Here is an 18,311-nt window from a genome sequence, read left to right as displayed (position 1 = left end):
TCCCAATACAAGATCTTGCATTGCGAAAAATCGGCTTGACCGTGCTCATAATGGCACAATCAGTCGAGTTTGTGACGGTCAAGTTTCAGGGACGTTTCGGTTCAACTCCTCGATCCAGATGCGCGCGGACCCGTCCGAGGGCGCCCGCCAGTCGCCCCGCGGCGACAGCGAGCCGCCGGCCGAGACCTTCGGCCCGTTCGGGAGCGCCGAGCGCTTGAACTGGCTGAAGCCGAAGTAGCGGGTCAGGAAAACGGCGAGCCAGCGGCGGATCTCGGGCAGGTCGTAGGCGACACGCTTGGTCTCGGGAAAGTCCGGCGCCCAGAATCCGCGCTCCCGGTCGCCCCAGGCGTGGAGCGCCAGGAAGGCGATTTTCGAGGGCCGGAACCCGTGGCGCAGCGTGTAGAACAGGTTGAAATCCTGCAGCGCGTAGGGGCCGATCGTGCCCTCCGTGCTCTGCGGGCTGTCGTCTTGGTCCACCGGCACCAGCTCGGGGGAGATCTCGGTGTCGAGCACCGCCTGGAGGGTGCGTGCCTCGTCCGGCCCGACCTCGCCGTTGCCGATCACCCAGCGGATCAGGTGCTGGATCAGCGTCTTGGGCACGCCGGCATTGACCGCGTAGTGGCTCATCTGGTCGCCGACCCCGTAGGTGCACCAGCCGAGCGCCAGCTCCGAGAGGTCGCCGGTGCCGACCACGATGCCGCCGGCGTGGTTGGCCAGCCGGAACAGGTAGTCGGTGCGCAGGCCCGCCTGCACGTTCTCGAAGGTCACGTCGTAGACCGCCTCGCCCTTGGCGAAGGGGTGATTCATGTCGGCGAGCATCTGCTTGGCGGCCGGGCGGATGTCGATCTCGGCCGCCGTGCAGCCGAGCGCCTTCATCAGGGCGTGGGCGTTGGTCTTGGTGGCGTTCGAGGTCGCGAAGCCCGGCAGCGTGTAGGCCAGGATGTCCGAGCGCGGGTAGCCCAGGCGGTCGAAGGCCTTGGCGATCACGATCAGCGCGTGGGTCGAATCGAGGCCGCCCGAGACGCCGATGACGGCCTTGCGGGTGCCGGTGGCCTCCAGGCGCTTGGCGAGGCCGGCGACCTGGATGTTGTAGGCCTCGTAGCAATCCTGCGCGAGGCGCGTCGGATCGGCCGGCACGAACGGGAAGCGCTCGATCCGCCGGATCAAGCCGAGATCGGCTTCCGGAGCGCTGAGCCGGAACGGCACGCGGCGATAGGGGAGGGCGTGGCGCCGCGCATCGTCGTCGAAGCTGCCGGCCTGCAGCCGCTCCTGGGCGATCAGGTCGAGGTCGATATCGGCCGTCGTCGTCACCGGGCCTTCGGGGAAGCGCTCACCCTCGGCGAGACGCACACCCAACTCGTCGATGCTGGTCTGGCCGTCCCAGGACAGGTCGGTGGTCGATTCGCCCTGGCCGGCGGCGGCGTAGACATACGCGCAGGCGCCGCGCATCGAGGCCGCCCGGGACAGCAGCGCCCGCGACTCGGCCCGGCCGACGGTGATCGGGCTTCCGGAGAGGTTCGCCAGCACCGTGGCGCCCGCCAGCGCCGCGCGCATGCCGGGGGGCTCGGGCACCCACAGGTCCTCGCAGATCTCGACCCCGACCACGAGGCCCGGCAGATCCTCGGCCGGGAACAGCAGGTCGGCGCCGAAGGGCGCCTCGTGACCGGCGACCCGGATGATCTCGCCCAGGATCCCGGCGCCGGAAGCGAAGTGGCGCTTCTCGTAGAACTCCCGGTAATTCGGCAGGAAGGTTTTCGGCACGACGCCGAGCAGGCGGCCGCCCTGGATCGCCAAGGCGCAGTTGTAGATCCGGTGGCGCCAGCGCAGCGGCGCGCCGACGAGCAGCAGCGGCCGGAGGCTGGCCGTTTCGGCGATCACGCGGGCTGCGGCGGCCTCGACCGCGTCCAGCAGGGTCTGCTGCAGCAGCAGGTCCTCGATCGCGTAGGCCGAGAGGCCGAGTTCGGTGAACACCGCCAGCGCCGCCCCCGAATCGTGGCAGGTCCGGGCGAGGTCGAGGATTACGTCGGCGTTGCGCTCGGGTTCGGCCGGGTGGCTGCGGCCGGTGCAGGCGGCGACACGGGCGAAGCCGTGGCGGTAGAGGGAGCGGAAGCGCGCCGGCGATTCGGAGGTGGCTTGCGACACGGGCACCTGTCCGGATGAGGGGTGGCTGCGAATATTATATGGGACGCGGCAGGGTGGTGGCAGCACCGCGTCACGCCGGTCAACGCGTCGGGACGGAGTTTGGCCTCCGTCTGCCCTCCACAGCCGCCTTGGCATCGGGGGTCCACCTGCGACGCGCCGGAATGACCAGGCGGCGGTCGGGCGAAGGACCCCGCATGGTTTCCGCACCGCAATCGGTGGCAAGCCTCCATTAACGACGAATGGCCTAACTCAGGGACAGCCGCCGCGCGTCGGCGGATCCCTGTTTCGAGTATCGTTCGAGAACCCATGCGCGCATCGGGACGGCCTCCGTACTCCCACCGTGACCCCGCCCGCCCTGTGCGCGGCGGCGACCGCTCGGGCCTCTCCCTGGGAGCCCTTGCGCACCGGCTGATGGCTCTCCGCGCCAGCCTCACCCGCCGCCTGTCCGGCTCCCCGGCCGGCCTGCCCGCGCGCCCGTCCTACGGCGCCCCCGGACGCCGGGCGGAGCCGAGCTGGCTCACCGCGCCGGCCGCGATGGTCGGCCGCGACTCCGCAGAGCGCGCCCCGCGCGCCGCTCCGTCGGAGCCCCAGTGGCCGGCCCAGATCTTCGACGACCGGGCGAGCCTCGACGCGCTGGACGCGCCCGTCCTCGAGAGCCGGATCGACCGCAGCGCCTCCTCGCCGGGCGTGCTGGTGCGCCAGCCGCGCCGTCCCTCCGCCATCGCGCCGGAGCAGGCGCCGGCCACCGCACCCGTGCCGGCTCCGGCCGCGCCCTCGGCCGTGCGCTGGACCCGGACGCCCGATTCGGTGCTGCAGGAGCGCCGCCAGCGTGCCCTCGAGGCCGAGCGCGTCGCCCTGGAGCGCGCCCGCGCCGACGCGCAGGCGGCAGCCCTCGCTCAGGAGACCGAGCGGGCCGCGCGCGACGAGGCGGAGCGCGAGCACATCGAGCGCGCACGACTTGCCGCCGAGGAGGCCGAGCGCCTGTCCGCCGCACCGGCCCTGCCCGAAGCCGCCGCGCTGGACGCGGAGGCGGTGCCCCTGTGGCGCCAGCCTTTCGTCGCGCCGCCGGGCGTCCGCTTCTTCCGCACGCCGGACCGCCGCCCGGTCCGGCCCGCTGTCGAGCTCGCCGCGTCGACGGCGGTGATCGCCCCCGTGACGGCCGCGCCGGTCGTCGCGGCGGCGATCGAGGAGGTCGTCCCGGCCCGCGACTGGTCCGACCTTCCGGACTGGTCCGAAGTTCAGCCCTGGTTCGAGGGCGGCGACTGGTCGTCCGTGGACGCCTGGTCGGCCCTGGAGGCGCCGCCCGCCGCAACCGTGCCGGCGTCCGAGGGCGTCGTCGCGCCGGCGGCGTCCGACGAGCGCTTCGTGTCGATGCCCCTCGACGTCTCGCACCTGCGTTCCCTGCCGCCGCGGCCGGTCTACGTGCTCGACCGGCTCGTGCGGTTCGACCAGCCGCCGCGGCCCGCCGACGGGCAGGATAACGGCGTCGAATCCGGCCAGCGGACCGACGAGGCCGCGGCGATCCGGAGCGCCTTCCTGCCGTCCGCCGCCCCGGCGGCGTCCGGTCTGTCGCTGGTCTTCGGCCCCGGCATCGCGGCCGAGCCGGAGGCCCCGCGCCGCGCCCCGGTCCTGAGCGCCATGGCGGCTCGGGCGGCGATCCGCGCGGCCGGCCAGCCGAGCCCGCTCCCGCCGGCGCCCCCGGCCCAGCCCGAAGCCGTCCCGGCGCCGACGGCGGCCGCCTCGGTCACCGAGCGTGCCGAAGCCGAGCGCGTGGTGATCCCGATGACTCCGCGCCCGGTCCTGCTCCGGGGCAAGCTGGCGCCGCAGCCCGAGCCGGTTCCGGCCGAGGCTGAGGTCGAGGCCGAGCCCGTCGCGGTCGAGCCCGTCGCGGTCGAGCCGGTCGCTGCCCTGCCGGTCCCAGCGCCGGTCGCGGTGCCGATGGTGGCGCCCCGGGCACACCTGATCCCGGCCGGCCGCCATCTCGAGATCGCCCCGATCGAGAACGCCGACTACGAGCTGCCGTCCCTCGACCTGCTCGCCCTGCCAGCGCCGGGCGGCAGCGAGGAGGTCGATGCCGACGTGCTGGAGCAGAACGCCCTCAACCTGCAGCAGACGGTCCAGGATTTCGGCGTGCGCGGCGACATCCTGGCGGTGCGGCCCGGTCCGGTCGTCACCCTCTACGAGCTCGAGCCCGCGCCGGGCACCAAGTCCAGCCGCGTGATCGGCCTGTCGGATGACATCGCCCGCTCCATGTCGGCGGTCTCGGCCCGCGTCGCGGTCGTCCCCGGCCGCAACGTCATCGGCATCGAATTGCCGAACGAGACCCGCGAGACGGTGTACCTGCGCGAGCTGCTTTCGTCGGCCGATTTCGCCGAGAGCAAGCACAAGCTGGCTCTGTGTCTGGGCAAGAACATCGGCGGCGAGCCGATCATCGCCGACCTCGCGCGCATGCCGCACCTCTTGGTCGCCGGCACCACCGGCTCGGGCAAGTCGGTGGCGATCAACACCATGATCCTCAGCCTGCTCTACCGGCTCAAGCCGGAAGAGTGCCGCCTGATCATGGTCGATCCCAAGATGCTGGAGCTGTCGGTCTACGACGGCATCCCGCACCTGCTCTCCCCCGTCGTCATCGACCCGAAGAAGGCTGTGATCGCCCTCAAATGGGCCGTGCGCGAGATGGAGGAGCGCTACAAGAAGATGTCGAAGATCGCGGTCCGCAACATCGACGGCTACAACGCCCGCATGAAGGAGGCCCGCGAGAAGGGCGAGACCATCACGCGCACGATCCAGACCGGCTTCGACCGCCACACCGGCGAGGCGGTCTACGAGGACGAGGCGATGGACCTGGCGCCGCTGCCGTACATCGTGATCGTGGTCGACGAGATGGCCGACCTGATGATGGTGGCCGGCAAGGACATCGAGGGCGCGATCCAGCGGCTGGCGCAGATGGCGCGCGCGGCCGGCATCCACCTGATCATGGCCACCCAGCGCCCGTCGGTGGACGTGATCACCGGCACGATCAAGGCGAACTTCCCGACCCGGATCAGCTTCCAGGTGACCAGCAAGATCGATAGCCGCACGATCCTGGGCGAGATGGGCGCCGAGCAGCTTCTGGGCCAGGGCGACATGCTGTTCATGGCCGGCGGCGGGCGCACGACGCGCGTGCACGGGCCGTTCTGCTCGGACAGCGAGGTCGAGAGCGTGGTCGCCCACCTCAAGCGCCAGGGCCGGCCCAGCTACCTCGACGCCGTCACCGCCGACGATTCGCCCGAGGAGCCCGCCAAGGAGGGCGGCCGGGGCCGCGGGCAAGGCGGCCGCGGCCGACAAGGCCGAACGCTCCGACGAGCCCGAGGAGGAGGCGCCCGTCTTCGACATCGGCGCCTTCGCGGCGGCGGCCGGCGGCGACTCGGACGATCTCTACAAGCAGGCGATCGAGGTAGTTCTGCGCGACCAGAAGGCCTCGACCAGCTACATCCAGCGCCGGCTGCAGATCGGCTACAACCGCGCCGCCTCGATCATGGAGCGGATGGAGATCGAGGGGATCGTCGGCCCGGCCAACCATGCCGGCAAGCGCGAAATCCTGGTCGCCGGCGCGCCGCACATGTCGAGCGGGATGTACGACGACGAGTGAGACGCTGTCCGGGCCGCCTCCCACGGGGGGCGGCCCGGACGTCGCATCTTCGCCACAGGGCGGGTTTCTAAGCCCTGTGTCCCGCCCCTTGTTCGCCGCCGGAGCCCGCCTTTGGGCCCCCAGGAGACTCTGCCGATGATCGGCCGCCGCATCCGCACAGCCGGCACCCTGATCGCCGCCGCGCTGTGGCTCGCGACCGCCAGCCCGGCCGACGCGCAGGTCGGCGCCTTCATCGACAGCCTGTTCGGCCACAAGGAGGAGCCCGCACCGCAGCCGGAGGCCGCCCCGGCGGCGCCCGCGCCGGCCAAGAAGCCCGCGCCCAAGGCCAAGGAAGCGAGCAAGGAATCGAAGCCCGTCAAGTCGGGCAAGGGCGGCGACAAAGCCGACCATAAGGCGCCCGAGCCCAAGGTCGCGGCGGTCGGCGCGCCGAGCGCGATCGTCACCGGCGACTCGGCGGATCCCGCCACGCTGCTGGCCCAGGCCAACGCCTATTTCAACGGCATCAACACCCTCACGGGCAACTTCATGCAGATCGGCGCCGACGGGCGGCGGATCGGCGGCAAGCTGACGCTGGCCAAGCCCGGCCGCCTGCGCTTCGACTACGATCAGCCCTCGCCCCTGGAGGTCGTCGCCGACGGCACCTCGGTGGCGGTCCGTGACCGCAAGCTCAACACCCAGGACCTCTACTTCATCACTCAGACGCCGCTGAAATTCCTGCTGCGCGAAAAGATCGATCTCGCCCGCGACCTCACCGTCACCGACGTGGCCAACGATCCGGGCGGCGTGCGCATCAGCCTGGAGGACCGTGCGACCCTCGGCGGCACCTCGAAGATCCAGCTGTTCTTCGACGCCGACGTGAAGACCCTGTCGCAGTGGCGGATCACCGATCCGCAGGGCTACCTCACCACGGTGACGCTCTCGAACCTGCAGAAGGGCAAGAGCGTCGACGGAAGCCTGTTCTTCATCAATTACGGCCGCGCCGAGGACAAGGCGATGCAGCAGCAGATCCAGCAGACGCAGCCGTGACGGGCATCAAGCGCCGGTCGCGCTGAGCCCGGTCTCCCGCCACCGGTCCAGCTCCCGGTCGATGGCTTCCTCGGTGCCGCGCAGGAACTCTGCGGCCGGCAGGCCCGGGGCGACGGCGGCGAGGTAGCTCACCACCACCGTGCCGGACCGGGTCGCCGTCCCGCCGGGCCAGAACAGGCCGGAATTGAGCGCTACCGGCACCACCGGCAGCCCCAGCCGGCCGTAGAGCAACTCGACGCCGCGCTTGAAGCGCAGGGGCGCGCCGATCCCGCCGCGGGTGCCCTCTGGGAAGATCAGCACCGAGCGCCCGGCCGCGACCGCCGCCCGGCCGCCATCGATCATGGTGCGCAGCGCCTGGGTACCGTTGGTGCGGTCGATGACGATCATCGGCGAGCGCCGCAGGAACCAGCCGACCACCGGGATCGCCAGAAGCTCCTGCTTGGCGACGATCGCCACGTCCGGCACCAGGACCAGGAAGGCCAGCGTCTCCCAGGTTGACTGGTGGTTGGCGACGATCAGGCAGGGCTCGGCCGGCAGGTGCTGGCGGCCTTCCTCGACGTAGCGCAGCCCGACGATCCGCCGCAGCCCGCCCAGGATCCCGCGCGCCCAGAGCCGCGTCGCCCGCCGGATCGGCCGCTGCGGCGAGCCGGACAGGAGGAAGATCGCCAGCGGTGCGAGGAACAGGGTCGTCCACGCCGCCCAGTAGACGGCAAACAGGAGCGAGCGGGCATGTGCCATGGCAGGGCCTCGACGAGGGGCCCGGGTCAGGGCAGGGCCCGGGCATAGCGCCTGCCGGCCCGGCACGCACGGCCTTTTGCCTCACAGACGGTGAACGGACTGTCGCGGGCCGCGAAATCGGCTATCGGAGCGCAACGCCGTCCGAACCCCAGCGCCGCCCGTGCAACTCACCGTCACCACCTGGAACATCAACTCGGTGCGCCTGCGCATCGACCTGGTGCTGCGCTTCCTCGCCGAGCACAAGCCGGACGTGCTCTGCCTGCAGGAGACCAAGTGCCCGGACGACGCCTTCCCGCTGAAGGCCCTGCGCGGCTCCGGCTACGAGCACGTGATGTTCGCCGGCCAGAAGGGCTACAACGGCGTCGCGATCCTCTCGCGCTTCCCCCTGCACACCCGCAGCGTGATGGGCTTCTGCGAGCGGGCGGACGCCCGCCACATCTCGGCGGTGCTCGGGCCGGAGGCGGGGGCGGCCTCGGGTATCGTGCTGCACGATTTCTACGTGCCGGCCGGCGGCGACGTGCCGGACCGCGACCTCAATCCGAAATTCGCCCACAAGCTCGACTTCCTGACCGAACTGCGCGCCTGGGGCGGCAAGCGCGTCTCCGGACCGGCGATCCTGATGGGCGACCTCAACGTCGCGCCGCTGGAGCACGATGTCTGGTCGCACAAGCAGCTCCTCGACGTGGTGAGCCACACGCCGGCAGAGACCGAGGCGCTCGAGGTCCTGCGCGGGGAGGCGGGCTGGATCGACACGGCGCGCCACCTCACGCCGGAGCCGGAGAAGATCTACACGTGGTGGAGCTACCGCTCCCCCGACTGGGCGGCCGCCAACAAGGGGCGGCGCCTCGACCATCTCTGGGTTTCGCCGGACTTGGCCGGGACGGTCCGCAAGGTTGAGGTGCTGCGCGAGGCCCGCGCCTGGGAGCGCCCGTCCGACCACGCGCCGGTGACCCTGACGCTGGATCTCTGATCCTGCGCCGCACGCGGAACCGCGCTGCATCCGGAGCATTGCCCGCTCACGAACCCGCGACGCGAGCCAGCCCCGATGCGCAAGATCCTGATCGCCTTCCTTCTGCCGAAGGTCGTGTCCTACCTGCGCCGCCGCTACGGCAACCCGCACCCGGCGCGCAACCGCGCCTTCTGAGCGGGCAGCCCAGCAGAGCGTCAAGCGCGGCCGGGGCCCGGGTCCCGGCCGCGCCGTGCGGACGATCGGTGCCCCAGCTGGATGTTGGTCCGCCGGGAAGTCGCCAGCGCCCGCCCGACAGTCTGGGCCAGGTTGTCGTACCGGCAGGTCGGCCCGCAAACGCAGCCCGCTTCTCCCGCATCCGCGCCCCGTGGCCCGCTCAGACCGCCGGGCCGGTCTCGGCTTCGGGAAACTGCAGTGCTTTCGGAACGGGATTGATCGCGATGTCGGTCTCACTGAAAGGCGGCGCCCGCCCCAAATCGACATGGTCGCCGAGGACCCGGCGCGCCGACAGGATCTTCTGAAACGCCTGCCGGTCGGCGCCCGCGTTGCGCGCCAGATCTTCCAGCCGGCGGAGCTTCTCGATCGTCAGGGCCGTCGCCGCTTCGGCCGAGGCAGGCCCGTTGACGGCCAAGTGCTGGACGAGCCAAGCCGTATGATCATCGAGGTCGATGATATCTGTGCCCATGGCGGCCATCCCATCCAACGTCATCATCGTTCCGGGCGTATGCCGAGACTGAGCATCGATCATTAACCTACCGAAGCAATCGGCCTGGATTTCAGGGCGACGCCGCGGATTTCAGCTTCCCGAACCGTTTGAGGAGACGCTCCCGCTTCAGCCGCGACAGGCGATCAATCCAGAACACGCCGTCGAGCTGATCGATCTCGTGCTGGATGACCGCGGCCAGGAAGCCGTCCGCTTCCTCCTCGTGGTCCGCTCCGTCGAGGTCTTTGTAGCCGAACCGGATGCGCGCGGGCCGGGTGATCCGCTCGCGGACGCCCGGCATGCTGACGCTGCCCTCCTCGTAGGTCGCCATGTCGGCGGATGCCCAGGCGAGGGCGGGGTTGACGTAGACATGCGGAGCTTGCTCCGGCGACATCCGGATCACCATGACCCGCGCGGACACGCCGATATGCGGGGCCGTCAAGCCGATGGCGCTCGCGTTCACGAGCGCGTCCCGGACATCGTCGGCCAGAACCTTCAGGCCCGGCCCGAACTCATCGACCGGGGTGGCCGGACTCGAGAGACGTGGATCCGGAAACAGGACCAGCGCGCGCGCCGACATGACGGGTCCCACTCCTGCGAGGCTCAAGAATCTGCGAGGCTCAAGAATCTCACCACCCTCTATCGAAGCCTGGCGGCGTGGTGAACAGGGCTGTCCACGCATCCAGTGGCGCTGAGTCCGACGTGCTGGTCGGCCAGGGCGGGCTCCTGGCGATACGGAGGCGGCAGGCTAGGGCAGCCGACGGACGGTCAGGCCGGTCCGTCAGAGGCCGTCCCCGGTCGCGCGACGGCTCTCATCCCGGCATCGGCTTGGCGTGACGGAGACTTCGGAGGCCATCGGCTCAGCAAGCGGGCCGAAGCTCAGGAAGACCTCGTAGGCCATCTCGGCCAAGGCGTGGCCGATCCACGCCGTCGTATCCCAGATCTCGTTCATGGCGCGGTGTCCTCAGCGGGCTCGAACCCGTGACGCCCGGAAGGCCGTGGCAACACGGTCTCCCGGACGCGCGGCGTCAGGCGAAATGCGCGGGCAGGCTCAGGGCCTGCGCATAGGTCATCAGCGCGATCGCGCCGCCGATCAGCGTGGCAGCAAGGGTGATGCGGTTCGTCCAAGTCATCGTAGGCTCCATCGGGTTCGCGACTGTGTTCGCGTGATGAACCCGATGTATGCCTAAGCTTTCAGGCCCGACGTGTTCTGGGACACCCACGACACGACGGGACATCCGGACGGGCCGGCCGGTCGCTAGATCGTCTCGTAGGCGAACAGAATCGCGATGACCGACAGGCTGATCAGCCCAAGGACGAAGCCGATGTCGGCGCAGCGCTCCAGGCGGATCGCGAGGCCGCTCTCGGCAGCCAGGCGGATCGACAGGTAGGAGGAGATCGCGCTGGCCAGAAACAGGATGGCCGTCAGGGCGGCCGCCTCGTCGACGTGGCTCGGACCGATGCGGCCCTCGACGATCTTCACCAATCCGATCAACGTGGTGCAGACGCCGACCATGGTCCCGGCATTGGGCAGGATGTGGCGCGACAGGCCTTCCTCGCCGGAACGCTGTCTCCCTGGGTTCCTGGTCATGCGCCCCCGCGGCTGTCCACCGGCCGGTTATCGGCTCATCTTGGCCGCCTGAGGAGTCCTGCCATGAAGCGCCCGCTGACCACCGGTTTCGTCGCGCCGCCGCCAAGCGGGTCGCGGCCAACCGCGCCCGAAGACCCGCCCGTGCCGACCTGGCGGGAGGTTGCACCGATCGTGGCGGCTCTGGTCGCTGTCCTGGAGGCGATCGAGACCGGCCCGAAGGCCGGCCCGGCGATGAAGGCCCATCGCTCCGCCATGCGCCGCCAGGGCGAGGCCGCCGCAGCTCTGGGCGGTCCCGAGGCGATAGCAGCGGTGCTGCAGCAGGTCGCCGCCACCGATCCCCAACGCGCCGAACGCCGCCTCGCGTTCATCCGCGAGGCCTGGACGGGGCTGTCAGGCTGGCCGCCTGACGCCCCGCCCGACGGCCATGATCACCAACCCCCGTAGAAGCGGCGCGGGCCGTCGTAGCCGCCGGGGCCACGCTCGTAGCCACCGTATCCGTAGCCCGGCCGGCCACCATAGGGGCCACGCGGCCCGCCGTAGCCCCAGCCGCGATCGTTCGGCCGGCAATGGCCCCACGGGTTCTGGTGGAAGCCGGGACCGCAGCCGCCGGCCACGCGTTCGATGAGACCGCCGCCGTCCGGTGGGCCGTATCCGAACGGCGCCGCCTGTGCCGCCGTGGCTGTGGCGAACCCCGCCGCCAGCACCGCGGCCATCCCGAGCAACCTGGAGCGCTTCATGACACGATCTCCTGAGAACCCTGACCCCGGACTTGCCGGGCCGGATGACAGGAAGATGCCGCCGCGACCGTGAACCGGGTCCGGTCGGGCTGTTCATCATTCCGACGGGGCGGCGCGGCGCCCGACATGCGGGCCGCGGCGCGGAGTGGGGAGCGGCATCAAGAGGGCGCGGCCAAGGGACTTCGGGCCGCGGCTCGACGTTCCCGTGCCGAGGCGCGTTGAAAGGATCGTCCCGGTGGCGTCAGGACCGGGGCCGGATCGGGAGATGCGGATGACGGATGCGGTGCACGACAACGGCGACCGGAGCCGCTTCGAGCTGGCGGTCGGCGGCGAGGTCGTCTTCGCCACGTATCGCCGCGAGGCCGGGCAACTCGTCATCAGCTACGTTTACGCACCGCCCGCCCTGCGCGGCACCGGGGCGGCCGACCGGCTCATGGCGGGCGTCGCGGCGCGCGCCCGGGCCGGCGGCGAACGGATCGTGCCCCTCTGCGGCTACGCGCGGGCGTGGCTGCGCCGGCACCCCGCGGATCACGATCTGCTCGCGTGAGGAGCGGTCGGGATCGGCTTCCGATCCCGATCGGAGCCGAGGACGGGTGCCGCCGTCTTTGCGAGCGGAGCGAAGCAGTCCAGTCGGCGTCGCGCTTCGGGGCGTCGCGCTGCCCTCGGGCGCTTCATCTCTGCGCGTGATGACGGAGCGGGCTGGATCCCCGCAAGGCTTCAACATCGCACCTGATCAGATGCGGTCGCGTGCCCCGGGTAAATCCGACGCTTGTTACCCGCTCACGAGGTCGGCTCGGGGTGGATTTCTCCCTGCCCGCTTCCGAGCGGCAAAGGCATGAGAGCGAACGTCGTCGCTCACCCGCTTGCAACCCTACCCGGGCCCTGGCTGCGTCCGCTTCTAGCAGGTCCGGAGGGGTCTGAAGTCTCGCCGGATCGCTCCGCATAGGTATGCCGTTCTGTGATGGAAGGGCCCGGCGCGGGCTTACGCAATCTAGACCCGCGTCCGCGGAGCCGCGAAGGTCTCACAAGACGAGACTGCCGAGGCCGTCCGATATTTCGCGCACAAGACAAGGGCCGCCGTATCTTGCGATTCTTGGCTATCCGGAGAACGACAGGATCGCCCCAGAGCTGGCATTGTCGGTTCGGGTCCTTACTTGACAGCGTGCGGTTTTGTTCAATACAAGGAGGCGAATCTGTGTGGTGTCTTTGTTGTTTTTCGGTATTGACCTGAAATGGCTGAATGTCAGCTCAAATAAAAAAGTCTCAGCGGCTTGAGCCGTATTGTGATGTTTTGGGGTGAGGCAGAATGGTTGAGCCGACAGAGAGATCAATTAGCGTCGGACGGCCCGAAATAGACAGATCGGGCTTGTCATCTCTCATTTTAGACTCGGCGATACGATTTATTTCATTTCGGCTAGAGGCCCTGCCCGAGGACTGCGAAGCTTGGCTCTCCCAGTTCTGGGAAGAGGCAAACGAGTCCAGGCTGAAAATACCGGCTTATTTAGCCCTGCATCCGCGATTAACCTTGATGGCCGCAAGGTGTACTGCGCGTTTGCCGCGCTTGAGTGCCCGGTTGAGCGATGGAGCCGAAGGTAAGCTCATTGAAAATGCATTGAATACCGTTTGTTTGGCAAAGGTTTTCAAATTATCGGATCTTGGAGCCTGCGTTCTAGAAATTCCTGCTCGGCCGCAGGATTACAGTCTCGGGTCATCCAAGCAGACCCTCAGGCGCAAAGTTAAGGCCGCAGAGAAGCTGGGCATTTATTGTCGGCCGGTGCATGATAAAGATGAGCAAATCGCCCTGATCGCGACGCTCGATCGCGCGATTGCCGTCAAATCCAATCCGCTCTATCGGGAGCATGACAGCGATCATTCGTACTTGATCGGCAACGGATTATGGACCGTCGCTTTTGCACAGGACGGCGAGCCGCTTGTGATCGCCGTCACGCCGCGGGACGGAGAATGGGCCCTTCTTCAGGCCTTCGTCTCGCTCGGTGAAACCCAGCATCGTTCCGATGCGCGCTATCTCCTCACCAAAGTGGTCGTCGAGCGACTGGCCGTCGAGGGTGTCCGGCACCTGGTTGACACCCGTAGTCCTTCTCAACTGCCCAATGGGCTGCGCCATTTCCAGCGCATGCTCGGATTCCGCATCAAGCGTATACGTATGCGACAGTAGATCTGACGTGCATCTCTTTTCATGGCTGCGCACGTCGCTCGGGATCGGATCCGCGAGCTCGTCTACGCACCAAGAGGTTTGGCTGCAGAGGACCACGTTCCCGCGTCAACGCGAAGACGGCTCACCACTCTGAGCGGACCTTGAGCGACGGCCGACTTACGGCCGCTTCGGGCAGTCCTGGCGACCGTGCCTCTGCCCGTCCTTGGTCGCAGGCAGCCCCTCGCCGCGGGACCAAGCGTCAGATTTGACCCCTAGGCCGCCGCACGGCTGGCCGTATAGCCGCGCCAGCCGCCGAAGCGTGTGATGTCGGCCGCATCGACGATGCCGGCGGCCTCGACCAAGAATCCCTTGGGCGCCGTCCCGTCGGCGAGCCGCAGGGTGCCGATGCCGAGCGGCGCCGGGATCCCGGCTACGAAGGCCCCGAAGGCGGCGGGCGGCAGCGCCCACACCTCCGTCTCGATCGCGCCGCCCTCACCGGCGGCCACCCGGAGCAGGCCCGGGCGCTGGGGCGGCCCGCCGGGCAGGGCGTAAAGGCGATAGTCCGGCCCGGTCGGCACCGTCCGCAGGTACCGGGCGCCGCGTTCCGTCAGCTCGCGGTTCAGGGGCAGGCCGGACAGGTGCGCGCCGACCACCGCCAGCTCGATCTCGCCGGGCAAGGCCCGCGCCGGGCCGGGTTCCGCCGCGGGCACGGGCGTCGAGCCCGCACCGATCCGGGTCGCCGCACGAGCGTGCAGACGTGCGCCCAGGGCCGCGAGCAGCCCGTCCGATCCCCGCGGCGCCAGCAGGGTGATGCCCGCGGGGAAGCCGTCGGCCCGGGGCCGACCCGGGACCGCGAGGGCGCACCAGTCGAGCAGGTTGACGAAGTTGGTGTAGGTCCCGAGCTCGCTGTTCGGCCCGATCGGGTCGGCCGCCACGGCCGCGCAGGTCTGCGGGCGCGGATAGGTCGGCACGGCGAGGACGTCGACTCGGTCCCAGACCGCATCGGCGGCTTGCCGCAGCGCCGCGAGGCTGTAGAGGCCCGCGAAGGCGTCCGCGGCGCTGTAGCGCGCGGCGGCTCCGATCACGACCCGCGTCGTCGGGTGCAGGATGCCGGGGCGGGTTTCCATCACCGATCGGATCGCCGCGTAGCGTTCGGCGACCCACGGTCCGTCGTAGAGCAGGGCCGCAACGGCGAACATCGGGCCGAAATCGACCGGCGCCGCCGCGTCGGCGAGCGCTTCGAGATCGGCGCGCGTCGCCGCGAAGGCTTCCTCCGAGAGGCGGTCGCCGCCGAAGCGCAGGCTTGCGGCATCCGGGAGCCCCAGGCGCAGGCCGGGCGGGAGGCCGGCGGGCGTCGCGGCCACGGGAAGAGCCCGCGACCAGGGGTCGGCGCCGTCGAAGGCCAGCATGACCCGGAACGCCGCGTCGGCGTCGGCTACGGTTCCGGCGAAGACTGAGAGCGTGTCGAGGGTGCGGCAGGCCGGCAGCATGCCGCGGCTGGAGATCGCCCCGAGGGACGGCTTCAGCCCGACGACGTTGTTGAGCGCGGCCGGGACCCGGCCCGAGCCGGCGGTGTCGGTCCCCAGGGCGAACGACACGATTCCGTGGGCCACCGCCACGGCCGAGCCGCTGCTGGACCCGCCGGGCACGTAGGCCGGATCGATCGCGTTGCGCGGGACTGGGTAGGGGGTGCGCAGGCCGACGAGCCCGGTGGCGAACTGGTCGAGATTGGTCTTGCCGACCAGGATCGCCCCGGCCGCGCGGAGCCGCGCCACCGCGGGCGCGGTCTCGGCGGGGGTGTCGGCGAAGTCCGGGCAGGCGGCGGTGGTCGGCAGGCCGGCCACGTCGATGTTGTCCTTGACGGCGAAGGGGATGCCCCAGAGCGGCAGCGCCGCGGGGTCGAAGGGCGGCAGCGCCGCCGCGGCGTCCAGAGCCTCGGCCTCCGGCACCAGCGCGAGGAAGATGCCGGGATCGTCGACCGCGGCGATCCGGCGATAGGCCTCGGCCACGACGGCGCGCGGGTCGAGGCCGTCGGCGTAGGCCGCGTGCAGGAGCGGGATCGTCGGAAAGGGGGGCACGGTCACTCCTCGCAACGCTGCTCAGGATTCGTCGCCGGTGGCGCGATACCAGTCGAGGATCTCGCCCCCCTGCATGACCGCCACGTCGTGGCGCGCCAGGATGGCGTCGAGCAGCCGCTCCAGCAGGCCGATCCGGTGCGGCACGCCGGTGATGTACGGATGGATCGCGAAGCCCATCACCTTGGCGCCCCCGAGCGGGCCGGGGCCCGCGGCCTCGGCGGCGATGCGGTCGAGGTTGGCGAGCGCCCGATCGACGAACTCGTCGGCGCGATGGTGCTGGATGGCGAGCAGCGGGATGTCGTTCAGCTCCACCGAGTAGGGCAGCGCCACGAGCGGCCCGGTGCGCGTCGCGACCCGGCAGGGGCGGTCGTCGACCACGAAGTCGCCGACGTATTCGAGGCCGGCCGCGTGAAGGTGGTCGGGGGTGTCGAGGGTCTCGGTGAGGCCCGGCCCGAGCCAGCCGCGCGGCGGGCGCCCGGTCACCGCGGTGATGGCCGCGACGGTGCGGGCGATCATCCCGGGCTGATCCTCGACCCTGTGGGTCGGGACCTGGTGGAAGCCGTGGGCCATGAACTCCCAGCCGGCCGCGTGGGCGGTTTCGGCTATGCGCGGATAGGCCGTGCAGACCGAGCCGTTGATCGACAGGGTCGGGCGGAGGCCGCGGCGCTCGAACGCCTCGAGGAAGCGCCAGAAGCCGACCCGCATGCCGTACTCGTGCCACGCCCAGTTCGGGATGTCCGGCAGCAGGCTCGCGGCGGTCGGCGGCACCAGGATCTGGCGTGGCATCGGGTGGTCGATCAGCCAGTGCTCGACATTGACCACCGGCCAGACGGCGACGTGCTTGCCGCCGGGCAGCGCCAGGCGCGGCCGGTCCACGGCGGCGCGGTAGGCGAGGCGGTTCTCGGGCCGGCGGGGATCGTCGAAGGCGATGTCCATCATGCGGCGGCCCGCGGCGCGTGATGGCTGTGGAGCTGCGCGGCCAGCATCCGGCGCAGGTCGTTGAAGGCCGGGCTCGACACGTCGCGCCGCCGCGGCAGGTCGACCGCGTGCACCGACTCGATCCGCCCGGGGCCGGGCGACATCATCACGATGCGGTCGGCCAGGAAGATCGCCTCCTCGATCGCGTGGGTGACGAACAGGATCGTCAGCCCGGTGCGCGACCACAGGTCGAGCAGCTCATCCTGCAGCCGCTCGCGGGTCATGGCGTCGAGCGCCCCGAAGGGCTCGTCCATCAGCACCACCTCGGCCTCGTTGGCGAGCACCCGGGCGATGGCGACGCGCTGCTTCATCCCGCCCGAGAGCTGGTGTGGGTAGGCGTCGGCGAAGGCCTGGAGGCCGACGAGGGCGATGTAGCGCTCGGCGGTGTCGCGCACTTCAGCGGCGGGCCGCCCGCGCGCCTTCGGGCCGAAGCCGATATTGTTGCGCACGGTGAGCCACGGGAACAGGCCGTAATCCTGGAAGACCATGCCGCGGCTCGGCCCCGGCCCGGCGATCGGCTTGCCCCACATCAGGGCCTGCCCGGAACTCGGCGCCTCGAAGCCGGCGGCGACCCGCAGCAGCGTCGACTTCCCGCAGCCCGAGGCGCCGAGCAGGCAGACGAACTCGCCGCGGGTCACCGTGAGGTTCGCCTCGCGCAGGGCCTCGGTCCGGCGGCCGCCGGCCGCGTAGGTCTTGGAGACCGCCCGCATGTCGAGGATCGGGATCGTCGGCTCAGCCATGATTCGGGCTCCAGGCGAGCAGCCGGCGGCCGAGCTGCATGACCAGCCAATCGGAGACGAAGCCCGCGACCCCGATCACCGCCATGCCGCAGATCACGATTTCGGTGCGCGACAGCTGGCGCGCCTCCATGATGATCGCGCCGAGGCCGGTCTGGACGCCGGTCATCTCGCCGACCACGATCACCACCCAGGCGAAGCCGAGACCGAGCCGCAGGCCGGTGAAGATCGACGGCAGCGCCGCCGGCAGCACCACCCGGAGGAACTGCGCCGGACCGGTGCAGCCCAGCATGGCCGCCGCCTCGAACAGGCGGGGCTCCACCGAGCGAACGCCGAACACGGTGTTGACCAGGATCGGGTAGAACGCCCCGAGGAACACGAGGAAGAAGGCCGAGCGCGGCCCGAGGCCGAACAGGATCATCGCCAGCGGCAGCCAGGCAGTGACTGGAACCGGCCGCAAGACCTGCAGGACCGGATCGAGGAGCGCCCGGATCAGCGGCACGCGGCCGATCAGCAGGCCGAGCGGCAGGGCGGCCGCAGCCGCCAGCGCGAAGCCGCCGTAGACGCGGCTCAGCGAGGCCACGAGATGGGTCCAGAGGGTGCCGCTGAAGGCGTCGTCGTTGATACCGCCGACCGCGAGGTCCTGCAGCTCGGCCCAGACCTCCGCGGGCGGCGGGATCAGGCTGTAGGGCCGGCCCGCGGTGGTGACCTGCCAGACCGCGACGAGCGCCGCCGGCACCACGCAGGCGAGCACCAGCCGGCGCAGGCTGGCGAACCCGGCACCGGCCCGGTCGGCCGCGCGGGCGGGTGCCACCGTCGCCCGCAGGG

16 protein-coding genes and 1 pseudogene are annotated in these 18,311 nt (G+C 70.5%); 6 read left to right on the top strand and 11 right to left on the bottom strand.

Annotated features, from left to right (window positions below; genetic code table 11):
• Positions 1 to 78: 78 nt before the first annotated feature.
• Entirely contained in the window at positions 79 to 2,142 is a 2,064-nt protein-coding gene (locus ABIE45_RS00865) for an NAD(+) synthase (protein ID WP_192709836.1), read from the bottom strand.
• Positions 2,143 to 2,553: 411 nt separating this feature from the next.
• Here ABIE45_RS00865 and ABIE45_RS00860 point away from each other — a divergent pair.
• Together ABIE45_RS00860 and ABIE45_RS00855 are read left to right on the top strand one after the other, a co-directional pair.
• A pseudogene (locus ABIE45_RS00860) lies at positions 2,554 to 5,773 on the top strand (DNA translocase FtsK).
• A gap of 135 nt (positions 5,774 to 5,908) precedes the next feature.
• Complete coding sequence (locus ABIE45_RS00855) at positions 5,909 to 6,799, top strand: outer-membrane lipoprotein carrier protein LolA (protein WP_192709838.1); 891 nt, start codon at positions 5,909 to 5,911, stop codon at positions 6,797 to 6,799.
• A 6-nt stretch (positions 6,800 to 6,805) separates the two neighbouring features.
• On the opposite strand, the gene ABIE45_RS00850 is transcribed toward ABIE45_RS00855, so the two are convergent.
• Positions 6,806 to 7,537 carry a lysophospholipid acyltransferase family protein gene (locus tag ABIE45_RS00850; protein ID WP_192709839.1) on the bottom strand — a complete coding sequence of 244 codons (732 nt, stop codon included), beginning with the start codon at positions 7,535 to 7,537 and terminating at the stop codon, positions 6,806 to 6,808.
• Between the two features lie 160 nt (positions 7,538 to 7,697).
• On the opposite strand from ABIE45_RS00850, the gene xth reads away from it, so the two are divergent.
• Positions 7,698 to 8,507, top strand: coding sequence for an exodeoxyribonuclease III (gene xth / locus ABIE45_RS00845; RefSeq protein ID WP_192709840.1), 810 nt, complete (start codon positions 7,698 to 7,700; stop codon positions 8,505 to 8,507).
• Between the two features lie 373 nt (positions 8,508 to 8,880).
• Here xth and ABIE45_RS00840 read toward each other — a convergent pair whose 3' ends face one another.
• From ABIE45_RS00840 to ABIE45_RS00825, 4 genes are all read right to left on the bottom strand, one after another.
• A complete protein-coding gene (locus ABIE45_RS00840) occupies positions 8,881 to 9,198 on the bottom strand; it encodes a hypothetical protein (RefSeq protein WP_373622052.1) in 318 nt (105 codons plus the stop codon).
• Positions 9,199 to 9,280: 82 nt separating this feature from the next.
• Complete coding sequence (locus ABIE45_RS00835) at positions 9,281 to 9,787, bottom strand: peptide deformylase (RefSeq protein WP_192709842.1); 507 nt, start codon at positions 9,785 to 9,787, stop codon at positions 9,281 to 9,283.
• Positions 9,788 to 9,988: 201 nt separating this feature from the next.
• Positions 9,989 to 10,159: a hypothetical protein gene (locus ABIE45_RS00830; RefSeq protein WP_192709843.1), complete on the bottom strand. Its 171-nt coding sequence runs from the start codon at positions 10,157 to 10,159 to the stop codon at positions 9,989 to 9,991.
• 306 nt (positions 10,160 to 10,465) lie between these two features.
• On the bottom strand, positions 10,466 to 10,798 hold the full coding sequence (locus tag ABIE45_RS00825; RefSeq protein ID WP_192709844.1) for a hypothetical protein: 333 nt from the start codon (positions 10,796 to 10,798) through the stop codon (positions 10,466 to 10,468).
• Positions 10,799 to 10,861: 63 nt separating this feature from the next.
• Here ABIE45_RS00825 and ABIE45_RS00820 point away from each other — a divergent pair, with 63 nt between their 5' ends.
• Positions 10,862 to 11,242, top strand: coding sequence for a hypothetical protein (locus ABIE45_RS00820; protein WP_192709845.1), 381 nt, complete (start codon positions 10,862 to 10,864; stop codon positions 11,240 to 11,242).
• On the opposite strand, the gene ABIE45_RS00815 is transcribed toward ABIE45_RS00820, so the two are convergent.
• Complete coding sequence (locus ABIE45_RS00815) at positions 11,227 to 11,535, bottom strand: GCG_CRPN prefix-to-repeats domain-containing protein (protein WP_192709846.1); 309 nt, start codon at positions 11,533 to 11,535, stop codon at positions 11,227 to 11,229. The two genes, ABIE45_RS00820 and ABIE45_RS00815, sit on opposite strands and share 16 nt — an antisense overlap.
• A gap of 271 nt (positions 11,536 to 11,806) precedes the next feature.
• Here ABIE45_RS00815 and ABIE45_RS00810 point away from each other — a divergent pair, with 271 nt between their 5' ends.
• Both ABIE45_RS00810 and ABIE45_RS00805 read left to right on the top strand, forming a co-directional pair.
• Positions 11,807 to 12,082 (top strand): GNAT family N-acetyltransferase, encoded by a 276-nt coding sequence (locus ABIE45_RS00810; protein WP_192709847.1) that lies wholly within the window; start codon positions 11,807 to 11,809, stop codon positions 12,080 to 12,082.
• Between the two features lie 759 nt (positions 12,083 to 12,841).
• Positions 12,842 to 13,711, top strand: coding sequence for a hypothetical protein (locus ABIE45_RS00805; RefSeq protein WP_192709848.1), 870 nt, complete (start codon positions 12,842 to 12,844; stop codon positions 13,709 to 13,711).
• A gap of 251 nt (positions 13,712 to 13,962) precedes the next feature.
• Here the strand turns inward: ABIE45_RS00805 and atzF are convergent, their stop codons facing one another.
• The 4 genes from atzF to ABIE45_RS00785 are packed head-to-tail and all read right to left on the bottom strand — an operon-like array spanning position 13,963 to position 18,309.
• Complete coding sequence (gene atzF / locus ABIE45_RS00800; RefSeq protein ID WP_373622051.1) at positions 13,963 to 15,768, bottom strand: allophanate hydrolase; 1,806 nt, start codon at positions 15,766 to 15,768, stop codon at positions 13,963 to 13,965.
• A 21-nt stretch (positions 15,769 to 15,789) separates the two neighbouring features.
• The gene (locus ABIE45_RS00795) at positions 15,790 to 16,704 is read right to left on the bottom strand and encodes a polysaccharide deacetylase family protein (protein ID WP_192709955.1); all 915 of its coding nucleotides are present in this window, start codon (positions 16,702 to 16,704) and stop codon (positions 15,790 to 15,792) included.
• On the bottom strand, positions 16,704 to 17,486 hold the full coding sequence (locus tag ABIE45_RS00790) for an ABC transporter ATP-binding protein (RefSeq protein WP_192709850.1): 783 nt from the start codon (positions 17,484 to 17,486) through the stop codon (positions 16,704 to 16,706). The genes ABIE45_RS00795 and ABIE45_RS00790 overlap by 1 nt, the downstream gene beginning before the upstream one ends.
• A complete protein-coding gene (locus tag ABIE45_RS00785) occupies positions 17,479 to 18,309 on the bottom strand; it encodes an ABC transporter permease (protein WP_210331918.1) in 831 nt (276 codons plus the stop codon). The genes ABIE45_RS00790 and ABIE45_RS00785 overlap by 8 nt, the downstream gene beginning before the upstream one ends.
• Positions 18,310 to 18,311: the final 2 nt, after the last annotated feature.

The sequence above is a fragment of the Methylobacterium sp. OAE515 genome (assembly GCF_041806315.1).
GTDB classification, from domain to species: Bacteria; Pseudomonadota; Alphaproteobacteria; order Rhizobiales; family Beijerinckiaceae; genus Methylobacterium; species Methylobacterium tardum.
The sequence above is the reverse complement of the archived record's forward strand: the minus strand, read 5'-3'. Positions and strand labels throughout refer to the sequence as shown.